The sequence below is a fragment of the Leclercia sp. M50 genome (genome assembly GCF_037150775.1).
Taxonomy (GTDB): Bacteria; Pseudomonadota; Gammaproteobacteria; order Enterobacterales; family Enterobacteriaceae; genus Enterobacter.
The window spans coordinates 1-18,235 of record NZ_JBBCPK010000063.1 but is presented as its reverse complement, the minus strand read 5'-3'; the positions used below and the strand labels follow the sequence as shown (position 1 = coordinate 18,235).

At 53.6% G+C, this 18,235-nt stretch carries 19 protein-coding genes and 3 tRNA genes; 8 read left to right on the top strand and 14 right to left on the bottom strand.

From position 1 onward, the window contains the following. Positions 1-175: 175 nt before the first annotated feature. On the top strand, positions 176-1,597 hold the full coding sequence (locus WFM46_RS15655) for an MFS transporter (RefSeq protein ID WP_336997972.1): 1,422 nt from the start codon (positions 176-178) through the stop codon (positions 1,595-1,597). Between the two features lie 41 nt (positions 1,598-1,638). Here WFM46_RS15655 and WFM46_RS15650 read toward each other — a convergent pair whose 3' ends face one another. After that, positions 1,639-2,277, bottom strand: a complete 639-nt coding sequence (locus WFM46_RS15650; protein ID WP_103180105.1) for an RpiB/LacA/LacB family sugar-phosphate isomerase — start codon at positions 2,275-2,277, stop codon at positions 1,639-1,641. A 296-nt stretch (positions 2,278-2,573) separates the two neighbouring features. Between WFM46_RS15650 and yecR the strand changes: the two genes are divergently transcribed. Further along, positions 2,574-2,915, top strand: a complete 342-nt coding sequence (yecR, locus tag WFM46_RS15645; protein ID WP_103180106.1) for a YecR family lipoprotein — start codon at positions 2,574-2,576, stop codon at positions 2,913-2,915. 206 nt (positions 2,916-3,121) lie between these two features. Next, the gene (gene ftnA / locus WFM46_RS15640) at positions 3,122-3,619 is read left to right on the top strand and encodes a non-heme ferritin (RefSeq protein ID WP_103180107.1); all 498 of its coding nucleotides are present in this window, start codon (positions 3,122-3,124) and stop codon (positions 3,617-3,619) included. 34 nt (positions 3,620-3,653) lie between these two features. Here ftnA and WFM46_RS15635 read toward each other — a convergent pair whose 3' ends face one another. Together WFM46_RS15635 and WFM46_RS15630 are read right to left on the bottom strand one after the other, a co-directional pair. Further along, on the bottom strand, positions 3,654-3,893 hold the full coding sequence (locus tag WFM46_RS15635; protein ID WP_103180108.1) for a YecH family metal-binding protein: 240 nt from the start codon (positions 3,891-3,893) through the stop codon (positions 3,654-3,656). A gap of 67 nt (positions 3,894-3,960) precedes the next feature. After that, positions 3,961-4,302 (bottom strand): hypothetical protein, encoded by a 342-nt coding sequence (locus tag WFM46_RS15630; protein ID WP_263950565.1) that lies wholly within the window; start codon positions 4,300-4,302, stop codon positions 3,961-3,963. Between the two features lie 249 nt (positions 4,303-4,551). On the opposite strand from WFM46_RS15630, the gene tyrP reads away from it, so the two are divergent. Continuing rightward, positions 4,552-5,763, top strand: coding sequence for a tyrosine transporter TyrP (gene tyrP, locus WFM46_RS15625; protein WP_103180110.1), 1,212 nt, complete (start codon positions 4,552-4,554; stop codon positions 5,761-5,763). Between the two features lie 83 nt (positions 5,764-5,846). Here tyrP and WFM46_RS15620 read toward each other — a convergent pair whose 3' ends face one another. The 5 genes from WFM46_RS15620 to WFM46_RS15600 form a co-directional block, all read right to left on the bottom strand. Further along, the gene (locus tag WFM46_RS15620) at positions 5,847-6,515 is read right to left on the bottom strand and encodes a YecA/YgfB family protein (protein ID WP_336997971.1); all 669 of its coding nucleotides are present in this window, start codon (positions 6,513-6,515) and stop codon (positions 5,847-5,849) included. Between the two features lie 165 nt (positions 6,516-6,680). Continuing rightward, positions 6,681-8,255, bottom strand: coding sequence for a sulfatase-like hydrolase/transferase (locus tag WFM46_RS15615; RefSeq protein WP_336997970.1), 1,575 nt, complete (start codon positions 8,253-8,255; stop codon positions 6,681-6,683). 282 nt (positions 8,256-8,537) lie between these two features. Continuing rightward, complete coding sequence (locus WFM46_RS15610; protein WP_180209188.1) at positions 8,538-8,819, bottom strand: cation transporter; 282 nt, start codon at positions 8,817-8,819, stop codon at positions 8,538-8,540. Then, entirely contained in the window at positions 8,816-9,172 is a 357-nt protein-coding gene (locus WFM46_RS15605; RefSeq protein ID WP_180209189.1) for a mercuric transporter MerT family protein, read from the bottom strand. The genes WFM46_RS15610 and WFM46_RS15605 overlap by 4 nt, the downstream gene beginning before the upstream one ends. Further along, complete coding sequence (locus tag WFM46_RS15600) at positions 9,150-10,292, bottom strand: transglutaminase-like domain-containing protein (protein ID WP_103180115.1); 1,143 nt, start codon at positions 10,290-10,292, stop codon at positions 9,150-9,152. The genes WFM46_RS15605 and WFM46_RS15600 overlap by 23 nt, the downstream gene beginning before the upstream one ends. A gap of 531 nt (positions 10,293-10,823) precedes the next feature. On the opposite strand from WFM46_RS15600, the gene WFM46_RS15595 reads away from it, so the two are divergent. From WFM46_RS15595 to WFM46_RS15580, 4 genes are all read left to right on the top strand, one after another. Next, entirely contained in the window at positions 10,824-11,807 is a 984-nt protein-coding gene (locus tag WFM46_RS15595; RefSeq protein WP_336997969.1) for an autoinducer 2 ABC transporter substrate-binding protein, read from the top strand. A gap of 72 nt (positions 11,808-11,879) precedes the next feature. Continuing rightward, on the top strand, positions 11,880-13,361 hold the full coding sequence (locus WFM46_RS15590) for a sugar ABC transporter ATP-binding protein (RefSeq protein ID WP_336997968.1): 1,482 nt from the start codon (positions 11,880-11,882) through the stop codon (positions 13,359-13,361). Beyond that, positions 13,354-14,334 (top strand): ABC transporter permease, encoded by a 981-nt coding sequence (locus tag WFM46_RS15585; protein ID WP_103180118.1) that lies wholly within the window; start codon positions 13,354-13,356, stop codon positions 14,332-14,334. The genes WFM46_RS15590 and WFM46_RS15585 overlap by 8 nt, the downstream gene beginning before the upstream one ends. Further along, entirely contained in the window at positions 14,331-15,296 is a 966-nt protein-coding gene (locus WFM46_RS15580) for an ABC transporter permease (RefSeq protein ID WP_114314573.1), read from the top strand. Before WFM46_RS15585 ends, WFM46_RS15580 begins: the two co-directional genes overlap by 4 nt. A 6-nt stretch (positions 15,297-15,302) precedes the next feature. Here the strand turns inward: WFM46_RS15580 and WFM46_RS15575 are convergent, their stop codons facing one another. The 6 genes from WFM46_RS15575 to uvrC form a co-directional block, all read right to left on the bottom strand. Continuing rightward, positions 15,303-15,485, bottom strand: coding sequence for a hypothetical protein (locus WFM46_RS15575; RefSeq protein ID WP_336997967.1), 183 nt, complete (start codon positions 15,483-15,485; stop codon positions 15,303-15,305). A gap of 211 nt (positions 15,486-15,696) precedes the next feature. Beyond that, positions 15,697-15,783 (bottom strand) — tRNA-Leu (locus tag WFM46_RS15570). A gap of 12 nt (positions 15,784-15,795) precedes the next feature. Next, positions 15,796-15,869: transfer RNA gene (locus WFM46_RS15565), tRNA-Cys, on the bottom strand. 51 nt (positions 15,870-15,920) lie between these two features. Then, a tRNA-Gly gene (locus WFM46_RS15560) sits at positions 15,921-15,996 on the bottom strand. Positions 15,997-16,148: 152 nt separating this feature from the next. Continuing rightward, positions 16,149-16,697: a CDP-diacylglycerol--glycerol-3-phosphate 3-phosphatidyltransferase gene (pgsA, locus tag WFM46_RS15555; protein ID WP_032612063.1), complete on the bottom strand. Its 549-nt coding sequence runs from the start codon at positions 16,695-16,697 to the stop codon at positions 16,149-16,151. Positions 16,698-16,753: 56 nt separating this feature from the next. Further along, the coding region (uvrC, locus tag WFM46_RS15550) for an excinuclease ABC subunit UvrC (protein WP_336997966.1) at positions 16,754-18,235 on the bottom strand (1,482 nt) is incomplete at its 5' end.

Genomic DNA, 18,235 nt, shown 5'->3' with positions numbered 1-18,235 from the left:
TTGATGCGGCTATAATATGACCTTCATCACAAAAATCAATGTTTTTGTGATATTCATCACGCCAGTTTATTTAAAACAAAACACCGTTCCGATTAAAATCTAATATTAATCAGTAAATTATCGCACCACGGGTTCCCGTAAATTTTTAAAAAAAATTTTAATTGACAGAGAAAAAATGACTGAAAATCACTCCGCTAAAGCGGCCAGCGGGATCTCTCCCGCCGCGCTGCTGGTGGCCGGCGCGTTCTTTATGGAGTTTCTGGACGGTACGGTGATCGCCACGGCATTACCTGATATGGCGAAAAGCTTTGGCGTACAGGCGGTCGATCTTAATCTCGGGATCAGCGCCTATCTGATCACCCTGGCGGTACTTATTCCGGCCAGCGGCTGGATCGCCGATCGCTTTGGCGCGCGTAAGGTGTTTACCCTTGCGCTGGCGATCTTCACTCTCGCCTCGGTGCTGTGCGGTCTCGCCACCAGCGTGGATCAGTTCATCGCCATGCGCGTACTGCAGGGAATGGGCGGTGCATTAATGGTGCCGGTAGGCCGCCTTGCCGTATTGCGCACCACGCCCAAGCACCTGTTGATTACCGCCATCGCCACCCTCACCTGGCCCGCACTGGTGGCACCTATCATCGGCCCGCCGCTGGGGGGCTTTATTACCAGCTATGCCAACTGGCGCTGGATATTCTTTATTAACGTGCCGTTAGGGCTAATAGCTATCGTGCTGGCGCTGCGCATTATTCCCGATATCTATGAAGAGACCCGTCGCCCGTTCGATACGCCGGGCTTTATCGCCACCTCGGTGGCGATGGTGAGCCTGGTCTATGCCATGGAGATGATGGGGGCGCAGGAGGTGAATACAGGCGTGACCCTTGCACTGCTGGCAACAGGGATGGTGACCATGATTTATGCCCTGCGCCATTTCCGGCGCACCGAATGGCCAATGATCCGCCTTGATGCCCTACAGGTGCCTACGTTTCGCGTAACGATGTTTGGCGGCTCGCTGTTTCGCGCCTCCATCAGCGCCGTGCCGTTTTTGCTGCCGCTGCTTTTTCAGGTGGGCTTTGGCATGGATGCCTTCCACTCCGGTTTGCTGGTGCTGGCGGTCTTCGTCGGTAACCTGACCATCAAACCCGCCACCACGCCACTGCTGCGCGGGCTGGGTTTTAAAAAGTTGCTGCTGATCAACGGCGCGCTGAACGTGCTGGCCCTGCTGGCCTGCGCTTTCCTGACCCCGCAAACCCCGGTGTGGGTTATCATGCTGGTGCTCTATCTCGGCGGCGTGTTCCGTTCCATTCAGTTTACCGCCATCAGCACCCTTGCCTTTGCGGATGTGCCTTCGCCGCAAATGAGCTATGCCAACACCCTATTTTCCACCGCCACCCAGCTGGCAGTGGGGCTGGGGATCACTCTGGGCGCCATCGGGATCCGCATTGGCGAAGTGTGTAGCGAATGGCTGGGGATGGCGTCGCTACCGGGCATCAGCTTCCGGCTGGCGTTTGTGGCGATTGCGCTGGTCTGTCTGCTGGGGATGGTCGATACCCTGCGGCTGGTAAAAGATGCCGGCAGTGCGGTATCCAGAAAAGAGGCATAAAAAAAGCCAGCGCAAGCTGGCTTTTTACCGGTCCTGGCAATTTAGCCGATAATACCGCGGACAAAGGCTTCGATCTCTTTATCCTGACAGTTCTCGAAGAAGCACTGCTGGAAACGCTGACCGGTAACCGCAGTTTTAACCAGCTCTGGATCGATGGCGCGCAGGGTGTCGAGATAGTTCTCTTTCACCACAGCCGCTTTCACCTGATTCAGGATGCCCGCGTTGCGAACCTGAGGCTCTTTACGCTCTGGCGGATAACCTTCGCCTTTACGGCCAGTGAAGGCTTTTTCAAAGATAAAGCGCACGTTCAGCTCTGCGCCCCAGCCGAAGCCTTTAGCAAATGGCAGGGCGAGTGCGTTACCGTTGTTGATCTGCGCAAACAGGAAGGCGTCAGCAGGATCGATGCAGTAGCCACACACCACGCCCGGGTGGATGTTCAGGGACATCAGCGCACCCTGGCCGGTACCGCAACCGGTCACCACGAAATCAACCGCTTTAGAGTTCAGCAGAATGCTCGCCATGATCCCCAGATGAATATAGGTCAGGTGGTGATCGTTTTCGTCGCTCATCCCAACGTTATAAACCGGGAAACCTTTCTCTTCAGCAACGGCGTTCAATTCCTTGAGGATGATGGCGTTTTTTTGCGCCTGGCTGTTTTCCATCATCAGTGCAATTTTCATACTTCGTCTCCTGAATGCGATGCGGGGCACCCCGCTGTGAATAGCTTACTCAATTCACCTTACTACTAAGCAAACGCACTTTCAAATTAAGTGAAAAATAGTTTCTAAAAAAAACAAAGATGCGCTCACAATTTTGATGGAGAGGGATGTGAGCACCGGTTCGCAAAAGGATGGCTTATGATTGAAGGAGCCGGATGCTCGTGGCGAAGAGAAAAGAGAGAACAGGTGGTTATTCCTGGCATTGCGCTTTACGTCTGGCGTTAGTATAGGTTATTTCAACGCATTCAGAGTGTTCTATGAAGAGATTATGCACGGTCGGTCTGGTGTTGTTACTGGCAGGTTGCGGTATTACCCGCAAAGCTGAAGTGAGCAGCGTCGATGTCACCTCGGGGGTCGTCAGGCTTGATTATGGTCAGCCACTATTCCAGACCTCTTATGATGATGCCTATGTAACAAGTGGCACTGCCACCCGCGAATGTCAGGCCATGGGATACAGCACGGCCCAGGCCTACGGTCAGCCGATCGAAACCTGTAGCGTGATCAGCGGCTCGTTGTGTCTGAACAAAACCGTCACTATCCAGTACCAGTGCCACGGTTACGCCCCCGCCCCTGCCGTCACGACCTCGGCTTATTACTAATTTCGTTGCCAGCGTTAAAGCTGGCAATAAAATTCTGAACACGAAACAGAATAATTCTCATTAATATATTTAAGTTGCGCGCAATGCGTTTTATTCCCATTCGTATTATGATCGCTTAAATATTTATTTTACTTTTTGCAAATAAATAAATAACAAATTATAGTGACGCTCACGTTGACCAGTTAATAATAAAACGGAGCCACACCATGCTTAAAAGTGAAATGATCGACAAGCTCAATGAGCAAATGAATCTGGAGCTTTACTCCTCCCTGCTCTATCAACAGATGAGTGCCTGGTGTAGCTATCACAGTTTTGAAGGCGCGGCGGCGTTTATGCGTCGTCACGCCCAGGAAGAGATGACACACATGCAGCGTCTCTTTGATTATCTTACAGATACCGGCAGCCTGCCGCGCATCAACCCGGTAGCATCGCCATTTGCAGAATATGCCTCATTAGATGAACTGTTCCGCGCTACCTACGAGCATGAACAGCTGATCACACAAAAAATTAACGAACTGGTACACGCGGCTATGACCAGCCAGGATTATCCCACCTTTAATTTCCTGCAGTGGTATGTGGCAGAACAGCACGAAGAAGAGAAGCTGTTTAAATCGGTTATCGATAAACTCACCCTGGCCGGAAAATCGGGTGAAGGTCTGTACTTTATTGATAAAGAGCTGTCGACGCTCGATGCCCAAAATTAATATTCATGCGGCGCCATCTGGCGCCGCGTTATTATTAATGGCGGCAGATTTTACTTTCATGAGTTGAAAAACCCGACGCCTGCGAAATGAATTTACCGCGCGCCGCCAGAAATGCCACCAGCTCTGCTGCCGTCATGTCCGCGGCTGAACAGGTGTGAAAACGCGCCTCGTCACCAAAACGCGCCGTAATCGCGGCAATCAGACTCTCTTCGCTGTATTGCTCGCCGGACTCGATCATCATCGTCAGCACATCGTGCCCATGAATGGATGCCATAAACCCTCCAGAAGAAAAGGCGCAGCCTAACCCTTTCCTCCCCACAACGCTTTGCGCTGGCGCAGGTTTACATGCAACCCGCACAGCTGGTGCAGCGCCAGTCCTGTTTATTGACCGCCTGATAAAACTGGCGATAGCTGGCCGTCTCCAGCGGAACGCCGTGGTCGAAAAAGAGATCGGTCAGCCATTCGACGTTTTCAATGATCCACTCATCTTCCTGCAACCCCTGGGCAAAGGTCTCATCTTCGGGATCGATAATCGAATAGATGGCCCAGGTACCCATATCCTTTTCCCGCCTTGCCTCCGGTAAGGTTAGCGCCTGGCCCTGCCAGCTAATTATCCAGTGCCCGTGACACAATAAATTGCCTGAACGACTCCATTTCGCACAGAAGGGATTACTGGCCGTCATCGCCGTCTCACTTTTTTTGAATATTTATAAGAAACGTTTACGTTACGCCTGATTATCGGGCCAAAACATTGCTCTTATGAAGTAGGCAAACCTCCTCATTTTTACGGGCATATGACCAGAGCGACGCTTAAGTTAAATAACGTAAAGATTACATTACACTCGTTGTAACGCCGGTTTGACGAGTCAGTTCTTTTCCCTTACTCTGCGCCGCAGATTTTGTCGTCGTGTCGTAGGGTTTTAGAGGAAAACGTGAAGAACAGAACGCTGGGTAGTATTTTTATCGTCGCCGGAACGACGATTGGCGCCGGAATGCTGGCGATGCCGCTGGCGGCGGCAGGTGTCGGTTTTGGCGTTACGCTGGTGTTACTGGGCGTACTGTGGGCACTGATGTGTTACACCGCCCTGCTGCTGCTCGAAGTGTATCAACACGTTCCAGCCGATACCGGGCTGGGATCGCTGGCCGGGCGTTATCTGGGGCGATTCGGCCAGTGGATCGCCGGCTTTAGCATGATGTTCCTGATGTATGCCCTGACGGCAGCCTACATCAGCGGCGCCGGGGAGTTAATCGCCTCCAGCGTCAATGACGGGTTCAACGCTGATATCTCTCCCGCCACAGGGGTGATCTTATTTACCCTGATTGGTGGGGGCGTGGTCTGCGTGGGCACGTCGCTGGTCGATCTGTTCAACCGCCTCCTGTTCTCGGCAAAAATAGTCTTCCTGGTGGTGATGCTGGCCCTGCTGGTCCCGCACATTCATAAGGTCAACTTACTGACGCTGCCGCTGGAGAAAGGGCTGGCACTGTCGGCTATACCGGTCATTTTTACTTCGTTTGGTTTTCACGGCAGCGTGCCGAGCATTGTCAGCTATATGAATGGCAACGTGCGCAAGCTGCGCTGGATCTTTATCACTGGCAGCGCCATTCCGCTGGTGGCGTACATCTTCTGGCAGCTGGTCACCCTCGGCAGTATCAACTCGTCGAGCTTCATGGGGATGCTGGCAAACCATAGTGGGCTGAACGGGCTGTTGCAGGCCGTACGCGAAGTGGTTGCCTCGCCGCACGTTGAGCTGGCGGTGCATCTCTTTGCCGACCTCGCCCTGGCGACCTCGTTCCTGGGAGTGGCGCTGGGTCTGTTCGACTACCTCGCCGACCTGTTCCAGCGCAGCCGCACGTTCAGCGGACGTATCCAGACCGGGGCGATCACCTTTCTGCCGCCGCTGGCCTTCGCCCTGTTCTACCCACGGGGTTTTGTGATGGCGCTGGGATACGCGGGCGTGGCGCTGGCGGTGCTGGCGCTTCTGCTGCCCTCGCTGCTGGTCTGGCAAAGCCGTAAGCATCATCCTGAAGGGAACTACCGGGTACCAGGCGGTAAGCCTGTGCTCTGTCTGGTCTTCGCCTGCGGGATCGCGATAATCCTGGTGCAGTTCGGGATTACGGCGGGGTTGCTGCCAGAGGTGGGATAGCGTGCAATGATGCCGGGTGGCGCTGCGCTTACCCGGTCTACGAATAGTGTAGGCCCGCGCAAGCGAAACGCCGCCGGGCGCTGTTAATGCAGACAGCAGTTCTTGAATTTCTTGCCGCTGCCGCACGGACAGGGATCGTTGCGTCCCACTTTGGTGCCGTTGATCACCGGCTGCTGAGTAACCGGCTCTTGCGGGTTGGCAATCCAGTAGTTATACAGACGCAGCGCTGCCGGACGAATCCCCCCGATGCTCTGCTGGAACTCCTCTTCACTGAAGGAATCCAGGCGCTCAAAGTTCTCTTCGGAGCCGTGCAGGGCAATTAAATCCAGATCGGCACGCAGTGACTCCGGCAGGGATGACCAGTCGGTCAGCGCCACGCCGCGCATATAGCCGAAGCACCACTCTTCCACCACGGTATAGGTTTCACCGTCGACATCGTTCATACCGAACATCGGTTCAAACTGATCCGGGTAGTCGCTCAGGCGTTCGGCGATATCGTTCATATGCTTGAAGCAGAGATCGATGAAGCGGTTCATCTCGCGCTCGTTCTTCCAGCGCGGAATGTTCTTTTCACCGCCCCACACCGCCACCAGCCAGCGGTCCGGCTCCACCACCACGGGGCCGGAAAGCACCGCGGTCAACATACCGTCGAGTTCTGAGACATCCATAACGGACTCGTCATCATGACCGTAGGTCATTAAGGTCTCTTCCAGCCACTCCATTTCGGTTTCGTTTAACGGGCCTTCAGTCATGGGTCAATCTCCTGCAGAATAGAATGGCGTGCAGGGTAACACAGAAACGGTTCTCTTCCCTGTTTATCCGCGGTCTTAGCTGGTGCAAAAAAGGTTAAATCATGACCGTTGCACCGGGTATCTGTTTTGCTGTTAATGAGATGGACGGAGCGTAACCGGCGCCCCCTACGGGTGGAAATCGTCCGGCAACTGCGCGAAATCTACTTTCTGCATCTTAAAGTTGGTCACCCAGGCGCTGCCCGCCTCCTGTTCCGAGACAAATGCGTATTTCGGCGTCAGCTCCTTCGCCTGAATGCCGGTCCAGACCGAGAAGAAATCGAGAAAATCATTGGCGGAACGCCGGGCTTTGATCAGGCGGTGCTCTTTATCGTCACTCGATACGATCATAAACGGCACCTGGTAGTTTTGCTGCCAGGCATCACCGTGAGCCATATATTGCCCGCCGGTCAGACGGGCTTTATAGGTCAGACCGTGATCGGAAAAGTAGACCATCGAGAAACTGTCGCCAGTGTTCTGCAATTGCTGATAAAGTTGTTTTAACAGGGTATCGGTCTGGGTGATGCTGTAGATATAACAGGAGGTCTCTTTCGACTGCACAAACTCGGCGTATTTCCCCTGGGTGCGTTCGCAGGCCTGCGGATGGGAACCCATCAGGTGCAGGACAATCAGTCGCGTTTGTATGCGCGGGGTTGAGAGCACCTGCTGGGTCATCTGCAGTAAGGCTTCGTCCCGAGGATTACTCTCGTCTTCGTAATACCCCTTTCGGAGAAACTGCACCTCATCGGCCCGCTTCGCAATACTGGCAATGGCGGTATCGTACTCGCCAATCTGCCCCTGATTGGAGAACCACCAGGTCTGAAATCCGGCGCGATTCGCCAGCGTGACAACGTTATTTTGATACTCCGGCGTATCACCACTCACCCGGCTCAGGGAGTACCCCAGCGAGGTTTGGGTGGAGGCGCTGGCGGCAATGTAATCGGTAAACAGGATTCCCTTCACCGAGCTGGCGAACGGCGTATTATTCCACTGCCCGCCAAAGGCACCCAGCGCATCCCGGCGTGCGCTTTCACCGATCACCATCACGTAGTTATGGTAGCGGGGCTTCACCGCCAGAACGGTCCAGTTGTCCTTCACTTTGGCCAGCTCCAGCATGCGGGCTTTCTCCGTAACCACTTCCCGATTGTTGATCACCACATCTTTTACAAAGCGGAACACCGGATACCCCACATCCATCAGGGTAAAGTGCCCCCAGTAAACAAGGTTTTTCAGGGGGGTTAAAAAGAAACAGAGGACGCTAAAGGCCAGACAGAGCATATCGAAACGGCGCCAGCCCTGTTTGGGCATAATCTTACGCCGGAGTGCAATGAGGCCTAATACCAGAATAATGAATGACACCAGGTAGCTGTGCCACGGAAATATCGTCAGGATCTCGACGGACTCATTAAAATTGGTGGAATGTAATGCTAACAGCGTATTGAAATTTGGCGCGCCATACGCTTGCTGAAAAGGAAAGTAGATCGCAGCCAGCAGACTGCACAGGATAATAACGCCTTTTTGCAGGCGGGGGGTGATTCGCCAGAGCACTAACAGCACGCAGCAAAATGCCACCGTATAGATTGCGCTGAATGAGTAGCCGAAAGAGTAATTTATTAGTACCGACTGAAGAAAATAAAAGGCGATCCAGGGATTGAGCGTAATATCGCGGATCCAGAGGGTATATTTGCTGGCTGTTATATTCATATTTACCATCACCCAAAATATAGTGTAAAAACGCTGAGAGCAAGGAGCGCTCCACCGCCGATAAAGAAAAGGCATGGATAAAAAGGATCGTTTTATGGAGAAACTTATCAAAAGATAGAGCGGACGAACGGGAAGATCAACGTTTCGTAACAATATATTTATAAAACTGAAGGCGTATCATCATTATTTATAAATAATTGTCTGAAATAACGCCTTTCCCTCATCCAGGGAAAGGCAAAATACATTAAACAACAATTAATCCATCATGAGTTCGTATTATATTTACAGCTTTTCAATATGATTGAGCGTCGCCGTATAACCTGTTTTCGCCACCGCCTGTAATAATGTCTCGACAGGGAAACCTTCCGCGACGATAACGTCGGTTTGTCGGGTCTTTAATGACGCTTTCGCTTTCACTACCCCTTCGGTTTCCCGCAGCGCCTGGTTAACCGAAATGACGCACAGCGAACAGGTCATGCCCTGCACATCCAGCACCACTTTTTCATTCGCCGCCTGGGCAAACAGCGGAAGCAGCAGACACGCGCTTATTAACAGTCGTTTCATTCCATCACCTCATAAATCCAGGTCACCACCGTTGGGTAGAACAGCACCAGCAGCAACACCGGCAGCGAGAGCCAGAACAGCAGACGCATCTGCCCCAGGGTTAAACGCCCGGTACACCACAGCCTTTTTGAAAAATAGAGCCGCCAGAACACCCGCAGCATCAGCCCGAGGGAGAGCACAATCATCGGCAGGCGCAGGAACTCAAGCTGGCTGAGCCCGGCAAACCCCGCCGCCGAGATGCCAAAGAGCAGATAGAGCAGCGGACCGACGCAGCAGAGCCCGGCGGTAACGGCAGCCGCGGCTGCCGTCAGCAGGGTAAGGCCTGCCCCCTTAGCGTTGTTCGGTTGAGACATAGTGGTAAGTGAACACCTTTGGATCGTAGAAATTGAGTGGATCGCCGTCCACCTCGGCATAGGGGTAGCCAAAGTTATTTACCGCCCCCTGCTCCGTCGCCGGATAGAGCTCAAAATCGCGCCCATAGTTGAAGCCCACCCAGTTCATCTCCCAGTTGCCAAAGAGGTAAGCATTCACCGCCTGCACATCGGGATCCTGATGGGCTTTTTTCTCCGCCAGACGCATTTTGGTGACGTCCGCCGGGTCACACGGCAGCCAGCCGTAACCGGCCAGATAAAACTCCGCGCGGCAGTGCTGTCCGCCGCTGACATCGGCCACGCCCGCGCTATCGGCTTTGCCGAAGGCGCTGGCGGAGTAGCGCTCCAGTTTGTTGGCTCTGCCCAGACGGATGCCGAACAGTTCCCGCGCCGGGATCCCGCTGGCGCGCGCCAGCGCCACAAACACCGAGCTGATGTCGGTGCATTTGCCGCTGAGCTTGCCGCTTTGCAGAATGGTCGCCACGTCGCCGGTGCCACAGCCAATGACGTCGTTATCGCGTTCCATATGGCTGCTGACCCATTCGTAAATCAGGCGCGCTTTCTTCAGTGGATCGGTTTCGCCGCCGGTAATTTTTTGCGCCGTTTCGCGCACCAGGCCATCAACCGGTGTGTGCGTTGTTGGCAGCAGGTATGGCTTCACCGCCAGCGGATAAACAATCTGTTCCGGTGCCTGCCAGTTTTTCAGCGCGTCATGTTTCAGCGGCTCCCAGTCCGCCGTTTCGATCTCAAGATCGAGCTGAAGCAGCAGATCGCCTTCACTTTTTGGCCAGGTTGCGAACAAAGTTTTCGCACCATAGGCGTTGTTGGTGGTGACATAGGCCTGCTGATAGTTGCCGGTAAACGCCATGCCGGTCATCTGCTGAAAGGCAGTATCCACCGGAAGCGGGATCCACAGCTTCACGACGCCGCTGGAGCCCTGCGGCGGCACCAGTTTATAGGTTTGCGACAAGACAAAGCGGCGGCGCATCACCGGCGCTATGGGCGCCAGGCTGGTTTTTACCGTCTCGCTGGCGAGAGCCGGGCCTACTAAACCTGCGGCAGAAAGAAGAACGCTATTTTTAAGAAATTGTCGACGCTGCATGGCTATCTGTCCCTTGAAAATGAGTCTGGCGACGGCAAAACGGGCCGACAGCACAGAGGTTCATCACAGCAGACAGGCGCTGGCGCGAAGCGATGGGATTTATTCATCAATAACAGACCTGTTAACTGTGAATGATAAAAATTTTGGAGACGGTATTAGGCGCTTTTCAGCGCCGGTTGTACAGGCTTGAAGTCAAAAAAAGCGGCAGTTTCTCCCAAACGCGCCAGACGGTTGCTTCAGCCCGGCGGATGGCGCAGTAAACCTAATAAGTGATGGAAATCCCAAAACAGAGTATTGGCAAAATAGTCCATGCGATAAGCCAGTAGTTCCATAACATTATAAATATGAAAACCCTACTGTTAATTCTTTTAAACCAGCGGAGCTAACTTGCTATTTCCCCTGGCTTTATCCGGGATAAAGTCTGCGAGGAAAGGATTATTATCACCTAATATTAAAACGCACACGGGTAGGTCAAACAGCGAAACAACGTTATCACTATCATTTATTTTCACCACCATTCAGAGGTATGAGATGAGTAAAATGTGCTTAACAAAATTACTGTCGGCTGGTTTGCTCGGATTGATGGTCTTTTCCACTTCCGCAATGGCGAAAGAAATTGAAGTGGTAAATATTTCAAAAATAGATGGCATGCCCTGGTTTAATCGTATGGGGGAAGGTGTCACCAAAGCCGGCAGCGACCTCGGTATTAAAGCCTCTCAGGTAGGCCCTTCCAGCACTGATGCCCCGCAGCAGGTAAAAATTATTGAGGACTTAATCGCGAAAAAAGTATCGGCGATCGGGATTGTCCCCAACGATGCCGATGTGCTCGAGCCGGTATTTAAAAAGGCGCGGGATGCTGGCATCGTGGTATTAACCAACGAATCTCCCGGACAACCGAGCGCCAACTGGGACGTTGAAATTATTGATAACGAAAAATTTGCCGCCGATAACGTTGAAGAGATGGCCAAAGCCATGGGCGGTAAAGGAGGCTATGTTATTTATGTCGGCAGTCTGACCGTGCCGCAACATAACCTGTGGGCGGACTTGTTCGTTAAATATCAGAAAGAGCACTACCCGGATATGCATGAAGTCACCAGCCGTATGCCGGTGGCCGAGAATATCGACGATGCCCGCCGGACGACCATAGACCTGATGAAAGCTCACCCCGACCTGAAAGGGATTGTCTCCTTTGGCTCTCAGGGACCCATTGGCGCGGGCCGCGCGGTGAAAGAGAAACGGGCGAAAGGCAAAGTGTTCGTTTACGGCATGATGATCCCCTCTCAGGCCGCTTCCCTGATTAAGAGCGGTGATATCGCCATGGGCATCACCTACGACCCTGCCTCTGCGGGTTACGCCATTACCGCCGTGGCCGACAAGGTTCTGAAGGGAGAAGAGATTACTCAGGGTCTTGAGATCCCCAATCCCGGTAAAGCGGATGTGGATACCGAAAAACGCATCATCAAATTCCACAAAGTCCTGCGCGTGACGAAAGAAAATATCGACAGTCTGTATTAACCCGTTGGTTCTGCACGCCCTGCTGCGATCGTCGCAATACGGGCGTGCTGTGTGAGCCCCTGAGAGGTAATAATGGAGCCGTTTATTTCACTGGGTCATATCAGCAAAACGTTCTACGGTGTGAAAGCGCTGGATAACATCGCCCTGACGCTATTTCCCGGGGAGGTTCACTGTCTGGCCGGGCAGAACGGATGCGGTAAATCGACGCTGATTAAAATTATTTCTGGCGTCTATAAACCCGATCCCGGCTTTCAGATCGTCATTGACGGTAAGCCCCGCTCCCACCTCTCTCCCATCGACTCGGTGAAAGCCGGAATACAGGTTATTTATCAGGATCTCTCCCTGTTCCCGAATCTCACCGTGGCGGAAAACATCGCGATCCACCAGCATCACCATAATCTGCTGGTGAATAAGGGCGAGATCCATCGCATCGCCGCGCGCACCGTGAAAAGCATCGAGGCGGAGCTGGATCTGGATGCCAATGTAGACTCCCTGCCCATTGCCCAGCGTCAGATTGTGGCGATCTGCCGGGCGCTGGCCCAGGAAGCCAGGCTGATTATTATGGATGAGCCCACCGCCTCTCTCACCATGCAGGAGGTAAAAGGACTGCTGCGGGTGATTGGCGATTTAAAGAAAAGAAACATTTGCGTCGTGTTTGTCAGCCACCGTCTGGATGAAGTGCTCTCTATTTCCGACCGTATCAGCGTGCTCAAAAATGGCACCCTGGTTGGCACCTGGCCTGCCAGCGACATCAAGAATAAAAAACTCGCTTTCCGGAGGCCGGGAAAAGTTTTTTCGTTTGCTTTATTACCGCCGATAGAAAAACTTGGCGACGTAGCGCTGAGCGTTAAGAACCTCACTAAGCATCACCAATACAAGAACATCTCATTTCAGGTGCATCAGGGTGAGATCCTCGCCATTACCGGATTACTCGGTGCGGGCAGAACAGAGCTTTGCCTGAGCCTGTTTGGGCTCACGCAGCCTGACTCCGGGGAGATAGTGCTGGCAGGCAAAGCGGTGCGCTTCGCCAGCAACCGGGATGCGATCAATGCCGGGATTGGCTATGTCTCTGAAGACCGGATGAGTACCGGCCTGGTGATGGAACAGTCCATCAACGACAACATTATCTCTACCGTGCTTCGACGGCTGAAAACCCCCTTTAAATTGTTAGACAGAGCCAAAGCGGACCGCGTTGTCGCCGATTTAGTCGGGCAGCTGAGCATTAAAATTGGCAGCGTCAATCTGCCGGTCAATACCCTCTCCGGGGGCAACGCCCAGCGTGTGGCGATAGCCAAATGGCTGGCGATCAATCCCAGGGTGCTGATCCTCGACTCCCCCACCGTCGGGGTGGACATTGCCAATAAAGCGGGGATCTATCAAATCATCTCCGCCCTGTCGCGCCAGGGGATCGCGGTGCTGATGATCACCGATGAGATCGATGAAGCCTACTTCAATAGCCATCGTATTTTAGTCATGCGCAAGGGTGAGCTCGTCGCGGAACTCCTCCCGGAAAAGACCTCGGAAGCTGCACTGGCGGAGGTGGTCAATGGTTAATAAATTCGGGATCAAAACCCACGAGCTGTTTTTAGGCCTGACCATTCTGGTGATTGGCGGCTATCTGTCGTTTGCCAGCAGCGATTTCCTGACGCTCGGCAATATCTACGATCTGATCAATAACTACGCCATGCTCACCATTCTGGCCTGCGGCTTGTTTATTGTGCTGATTTCCGGCGGGATCGATATCTCCTTTCCCGCCATGACCATCATTTCACAGTACGTGATGGTGACGCTGATTCAGGGTACCACCGGAAACTTTGCCCTCGCGTTTGCGCTGGCCGGGGGGCTGGGATTGCTGCTCGGGTTGATCAACGCCACGCTGGTCAACCGGCTCAACGTGCCTTCCATCATTATCACCATCTCAACCCTGAATATTTTTTACGGCCTGCTGCTCTACCTGACCAAAGGCGTCTGGCTCTACAGCTATCCTGAGTGGTTTGAAGAGGGGGTGATGCTATTCAAATTCACCGCCGCAGATGGCTACGATTATGGCTTAAGCCTGCCGATCCTCACCCTGCTGGCGGTGGTGGCGTTAACCGGCTTCATCATGAATAAAACCAGCGTCGGGCGGATGATTTATGCCATGGGCGGCAACCGGGAGGCGGCCTCCCGCATGGGATTTGGCATCTTTAAAATGCAGCTGTTTGTCTATGGCTACATGGGGCTGATGTCCGGGGTGGCAGGCGTAGTGCAATCCGCGACCGTCTTAACCGTCGCGCCCGACTCCCTGCTGGGCTACGAACTGACGGTACTCGCCGCCGTGGTGTTAGGCGGAACCAGTATTGTTGGCGGGCGCGGCACCTTACTCGGCACCCTGTTAGGGGTGATTTTACTCGCCGTGTTGCAGAACGGTCTTAACCTGTTAGGGATCTCTTCGTACTGGCATACGGTCGTTACCGGGGTGGTGATCGTCACCAGTATCAGTATGACGGCATGGAGTCAGCGTAAAGGTCAGGGAGTCATAGTATGAGCGCCAACAAAACCCAGGATCGCGTCGAGATTTACCTGAGCGTGTTAATCGCGGTGGTGGTGATCGCGTTCAGCTTCCTGATACCCTCGGTCTTCTGGTCAGCCGCTAACTTCCAGTCCATTGCCTCGCAAATGCCGATCCTCGGCGTGCTGGCCCTCGCGATGGCGGTGACGATCCTCACCGGGGGGATCAACCTGTCCATCATCGCCACCATGAACGCCTGCGGGCTGGTGATGGCCTGGGTCGCTACCCATTATCCTCCAACCTTCAGCAGCATGCTGCTGGTGATTGCCGCCGGGTTAGTCATGGCCCTGGCGATCGGTTCGGTGATTGGATTTTTAGTCGCCGTGGTGCGGGTCTCGCCGATTTTAGCCACCCTTGGGATCATGACCCTGCTGAAAGGCATTAATATCCTGATTTCTAAAGGTTCGGCGATCTCTAACTTCCCGGACTATATTCTGGTGATTAACAGCACCAATATTTTCGGCGTCCCGCTGCCGCTGCTGGTTTTTCTGGCGGTGGTGGTCGTACTGTGGGTGATCCTCGAAAAGTCCGCTTTCGGGCGCACCCTCTACCTGATCGGCTCTAACGAGCAGGCGACCCACTACTCCGGGATTAATACCCGTAAAACCCTTATCTGGGTCTATGTGCTCTCCTCGGTACTGTGCGTGATTGCCGCCCTGCTGATGATGTCGAAACTCAATTCAGCCAAGGCCTCTTACGGTGAATCTTATCTGCTGGTGTCGATTCTGGCGGCTGTGCTGGGCGGGGTAAATCCGGACGGAGGCTTTGGTAAAGTCTTTGGCATGGTGATGGCGCTGATCCTGCTCCAGATGCTGGAGAGCGGCCTCAATATTCTGGGCGTGAGCAGCTACATCACCATGGCTCTGTGGGGCGGCTTGCTGTTAGCGTTTATCTTCCTGAAAGGGGCGCAGCTTTCGCGTCTGTTTGGTAAACCCTGATCGCCGCTAATTGTGCTCGCTGCGCCGGTTGGTGTGGTCGTCATTGCGCTGTTTGCCCTGATCATCATCCTGCTTATCATGGCGGATGGGATGGCCGTGGCTGTCATAGATGATATCGTCATCGCCCGCAGCCCAGGCGCATGATGCAGCGAATGTCACTAACGCGGTAATCAAGGTCAGTTTGTTCATTTTGAACCTCTCGCGAAATGGTCGTTATTAGCGAGTACTACCTTTTTACAGAATAGTTATCCGTAACGCGAAGCTGGTCGTAAAGAAAGGTGATTAATTCCGGTGAATACGAGGAAAGTTTGAGAGGGCGATGAAATTTCAGGCACAAAAAAACCACCTTTCGGTGGTTTCACGACACTGCTTATTGCTTTGATTATTCTTGTCTTTCCCATGGTAGCCGGAGTGGGACTTGAACCCACACAGCGCGAACGCCGAGGGATTTTAAATCCCTTGTGTCTACCGATTCCACCATCCGGCCTCGGGAAGAAAGTGGAGGCGCGTTCCGGAGTCGAACCGGACTAGACGGATTTGCAATCCGCTACATAACCGCTTTGCTAACGCGCCTTAAATCTTTTGTCTTACGACTGACACCCGCTATTGCGCATGTCTTAAATTTGGAGCGGGAAACGAGACTCGAACTCGCGACCCCGACCTTGGCAAGGTCGTGCTCTACCAACTGAGCTATTCCCGCATTTATCAAGTCATTATGCTAATCACTTGATTTTGCTATCGACTAACGGGCCGTGCCGTCGTTCGATGCGTTGCATTCTACTTACCTGACGTTTTGAGTCAACGTTAATTTTCGCAAGGATAGATCGTTTGCTGAAAATTGCGCCGAAACGATCACTGATCAAGCAAATCCCCACGCGCGGCGTTCAAATATTGCAACATTGACCACAGCGTCAGCACCGCCGCGACCATAAACAGGCCAATACCCGCCCACTCTACCCACTCGTTTGGACGCCACAGCATCCATACCAGCGCCGCCATCTGCGCGGTGGTTTTGACCTTACCGATCCAGGAGACGGCCACACTGCTGCGTTTACCCAGCTCCGCCATCCACTCGCGCAGGGCAGAGATAATAATCTCACGGGCAATCATGGTCGCCGCAGGCAGTGTGACCCACCAGCTGTGATAATGCTCAACCACCAGTACCATGGCGATGGCCACCATCACCTTGTCAGCCACCGGGTCGAGAAACGCGCCGAAACGGGTGCTTTGATTCCAGCGACGCGCCAGGTAGCCGTCGAACCAGTCAGTGACTGCCGCAACAAAAAAGATAAGTGCACATGCGAAAGGCGCCCAGACAAATGGCAGATAAAACGCCAGTACGAAGAAAGGAATGAGAACGACGCGGAAAAGCGTCAGCAATGTAGGGATATTTAATCGCATAGTGACGGTAACTGTTTGTTGTCAGTAATTATTAGCCCTATGTTGCTACAGAGCCCTCAATGTTTCAACGAGTAGTAGATCTTTTCTGCCAGCCCTTGCGAAATACCTGGCACTTTTGCAATTTCCTCTACGCTGGCGTTGAGTAATCCTTGCAAACCGCCCATATATTTCAGCAACATCTGGCGACGTTTTGGCCCGACCCCTTCGATCGTTTCCAGAGTGCTGGTATTTTTCACCTTTGCCCGTTTTTTACGGTGACCGCTAATGGCGTGATCGTGCGACTCATCGCGAATATGCTGGATCACATGGAGCGCAGGCGAGTCCGGCGGCAGGCTAAAGCCCTCCCCTTCCGGCTCAAGGAACAGCGTCTCCAGCCCGGCTTTACGATCGGTGCCTTTCGCCACGCCCAGCAGCAGCGGATGATGCTTATCCCAGCTTACATCCAGTTCGGCAAAAACGGATTTTGCCTGGGCGAGCTGGCCTTTACCACCATCAATCAGGATAACGTCCGGGATCTTACTCTCTTCAATAGCTTTACCATAGCGACGGCGCAGCACCTGGTTCATGGCTGCGTAATCGTCACCGGGAGTGATATCCGTAATGTTGTAGCGCCGGTACTCCGCCCGCAGCGGTCCGTTAGCATCGAATACCACACAGGAGGCCACCGTCTGCTCCCCCATCGTGTGGCTGATGTCGAAACACTCCATCCGTTTCACTTCCGGCAGCGTAAGCACGGTTGCCAGCGCGATAAGACGCTGATGGACAGTCGACTGCTGCGACAGTTTAGTAGTCAATGCCGTTGCCGCATTGGTGCGCGCCAGCTTGAGGTAGCGGGCACGATCGCCGCGCGGTTTAGTCTGGACGTTAACCCGGCGTCCCGCCAGCTCCGACAGCGAATCTGACAGCAGCGTTTTATCGCTGAGATTAAAATCGAGCAAAATCTCCGACGGCAGGGTTCGCATCTGGCTGCCCTGCAAATAGAACTGGCCGACAAAGGTCTCGACCACCTCACCCAGTTCGGTACCGCCCGGCACTTTCGGGAAATAGCTGCGGCTGCCCAGCACCTTACCCTGGCGGATAAAGAGTACATGCACGCAGGCCATACCCGCATCGAACGACACGCCAATCACGTCCAGATCATCGCCGGTATTAGAGACAAACTGTTTTTCCGTGACCCGTCGTACCGCCTGGATCTGATCGCGGATCCGCGCCGCCTCTTCAAAGTTCAGCGCCTGGCTGGCCTTCTCCATACGGGCGATAAGCTGGTTCAGCACCTGATCGTCTTTACCGGCCAGGAACAGGCGCACATATTCTACCTGCTGTGCGTACTCCTCTTCGCTGACCAGCCCTTCCACACAGGGCCCGAGGCAACGGCCAATCTGATACTGCAGACAAGGGCGAGAGCGGTTGCGATAGACGCTGTTTTCGCACTGGCGAATCGGGAATATCTTCTGCAGCAGCGCCAGCGTTTCCCGCACGGCGTAGCCGTTAGGGAACGGGCCGAAATACTCACCTTTAGCATGTTTGGCACCGCGATG

Excerpts from the sequence above, each read along its gene's own strand:
- WFM46_RS15655 (WP_336997972.1), top strand. The coding sequence starts at position 176 with ATGACTGAAAATCACTCCGCTAAAGCGGCCAGCGGGATCTCTCCCGCC.
- WFM46_RS15650 (WP_103180105.1), bottom strand. The coding sequence starts at position 2,277 with ATGAAAATTGCACTGATGATGGAAAACAGCCAGGCGCAAAAAAACGCC.
- yecR (WP_103180106.1), top strand. The coding sequence starts at position 2,574 with ATGAAGAGATTATGCACGGTCGGTCTGGTGTTGTTACTGGCAGGTTGC.
- ftnA (WP_103180107.1), top strand. The coding sequence starts at position 3,122 with ATGCTTAAAAGTGAAATGATCGACAAGCTCAATGAGCAAATGAATCTG.
- WFM46_RS15635 (WP_103180108.1), bottom strand. The coding sequence starts at position 3,893 with ATGGCATCCATTCATGGGCACGATGTGCTGACGATGATGATCGAGTCC.
- WFM46_RS15630 (WP_263950565.1), bottom strand. The coding sequence starts at position 4,302 with ATGACGGCCAGTAATCCCTTCTGTGCGAAATGGAGTCGTTCAGGCAAT.
- WFM46_RS15620 (WP_336997971.1), bottom strand. The coding sequence starts at position 6,515 with ATGACTGAAGGCCCGTTAAACGAAACCGAAATGGAGTGGCTGGAAGAG.
- WFM46_RS15615 (WP_336997970.1), bottom strand. The coding sequence starts at position 8,255 with ATGAATATAACAGCCAGCAAATATACCCTCTGGATCCGCGATATTACG.
- WFM46_RS15610 (WP_180209188.1), bottom strand. The coding sequence starts at position 8,819 with ATGAAACGACTGTTAATAAGCGCGTGTCTGCTGCTTCCGCTGTTTGCC.
- WFM46_RS15605 (WP_180209189.1), bottom strand. The coding sequence starts at position 9,172 with ATGTCTCAACCGAACAACGCTAAGGGGGCAGGCCTTACCCTGCTGACG.
- WFM46_RS15600 (WP_103180115.1), bottom strand. The coding sequence starts at position 10,292 with ATGCAGCGTCGACAATTTCTTAAAAATAGCGTTCTTCTTTCTGCCGCA.
- WFM46_RS15595 (WP_336997969.1), top strand. The coding sequence starts at position 10,824 with ATGAGTAAAATGTGCTTAACAAAATTACTGTCGGCTGGTTTGCTCGGA.
- WFM46_RS15590 (WP_336997968.1), top strand. The coding sequence starts at position 11,880 with ATGGAGCCGTTTATTTCACTGGGTCATATCAGCAAAACGTTCTACGGT.
- WFM46_RS15585 (WP_103180118.1), top strand. The coding sequence starts at position 13,354 with ATGGTTAATAAATTCGGGATCAAAACCCACGAGCTGTTTTTAGGCCTG.
- WFM46_RS15580 (WP_114314573.1), top strand. The coding sequence starts at position 14,331 with ATGAGCGCCAACAAAACCCAGGATCGCGTCGAGATTTACCTGAGCGTG.
- WFM46_RS15575 (WP_336997967.1), bottom strand. The coding sequence starts at position 15,485 with ATGAACAAACTGACCTTGATTACCGCGTTAGTGACATTCGCTGCATCA.
- pgsA (WP_032612063.1), bottom strand. The coding sequence starts at position 16,697 with ATGCGATTAAATATCCCTACATTGCTGACGCTTTTCCGCGTCGTTCTC.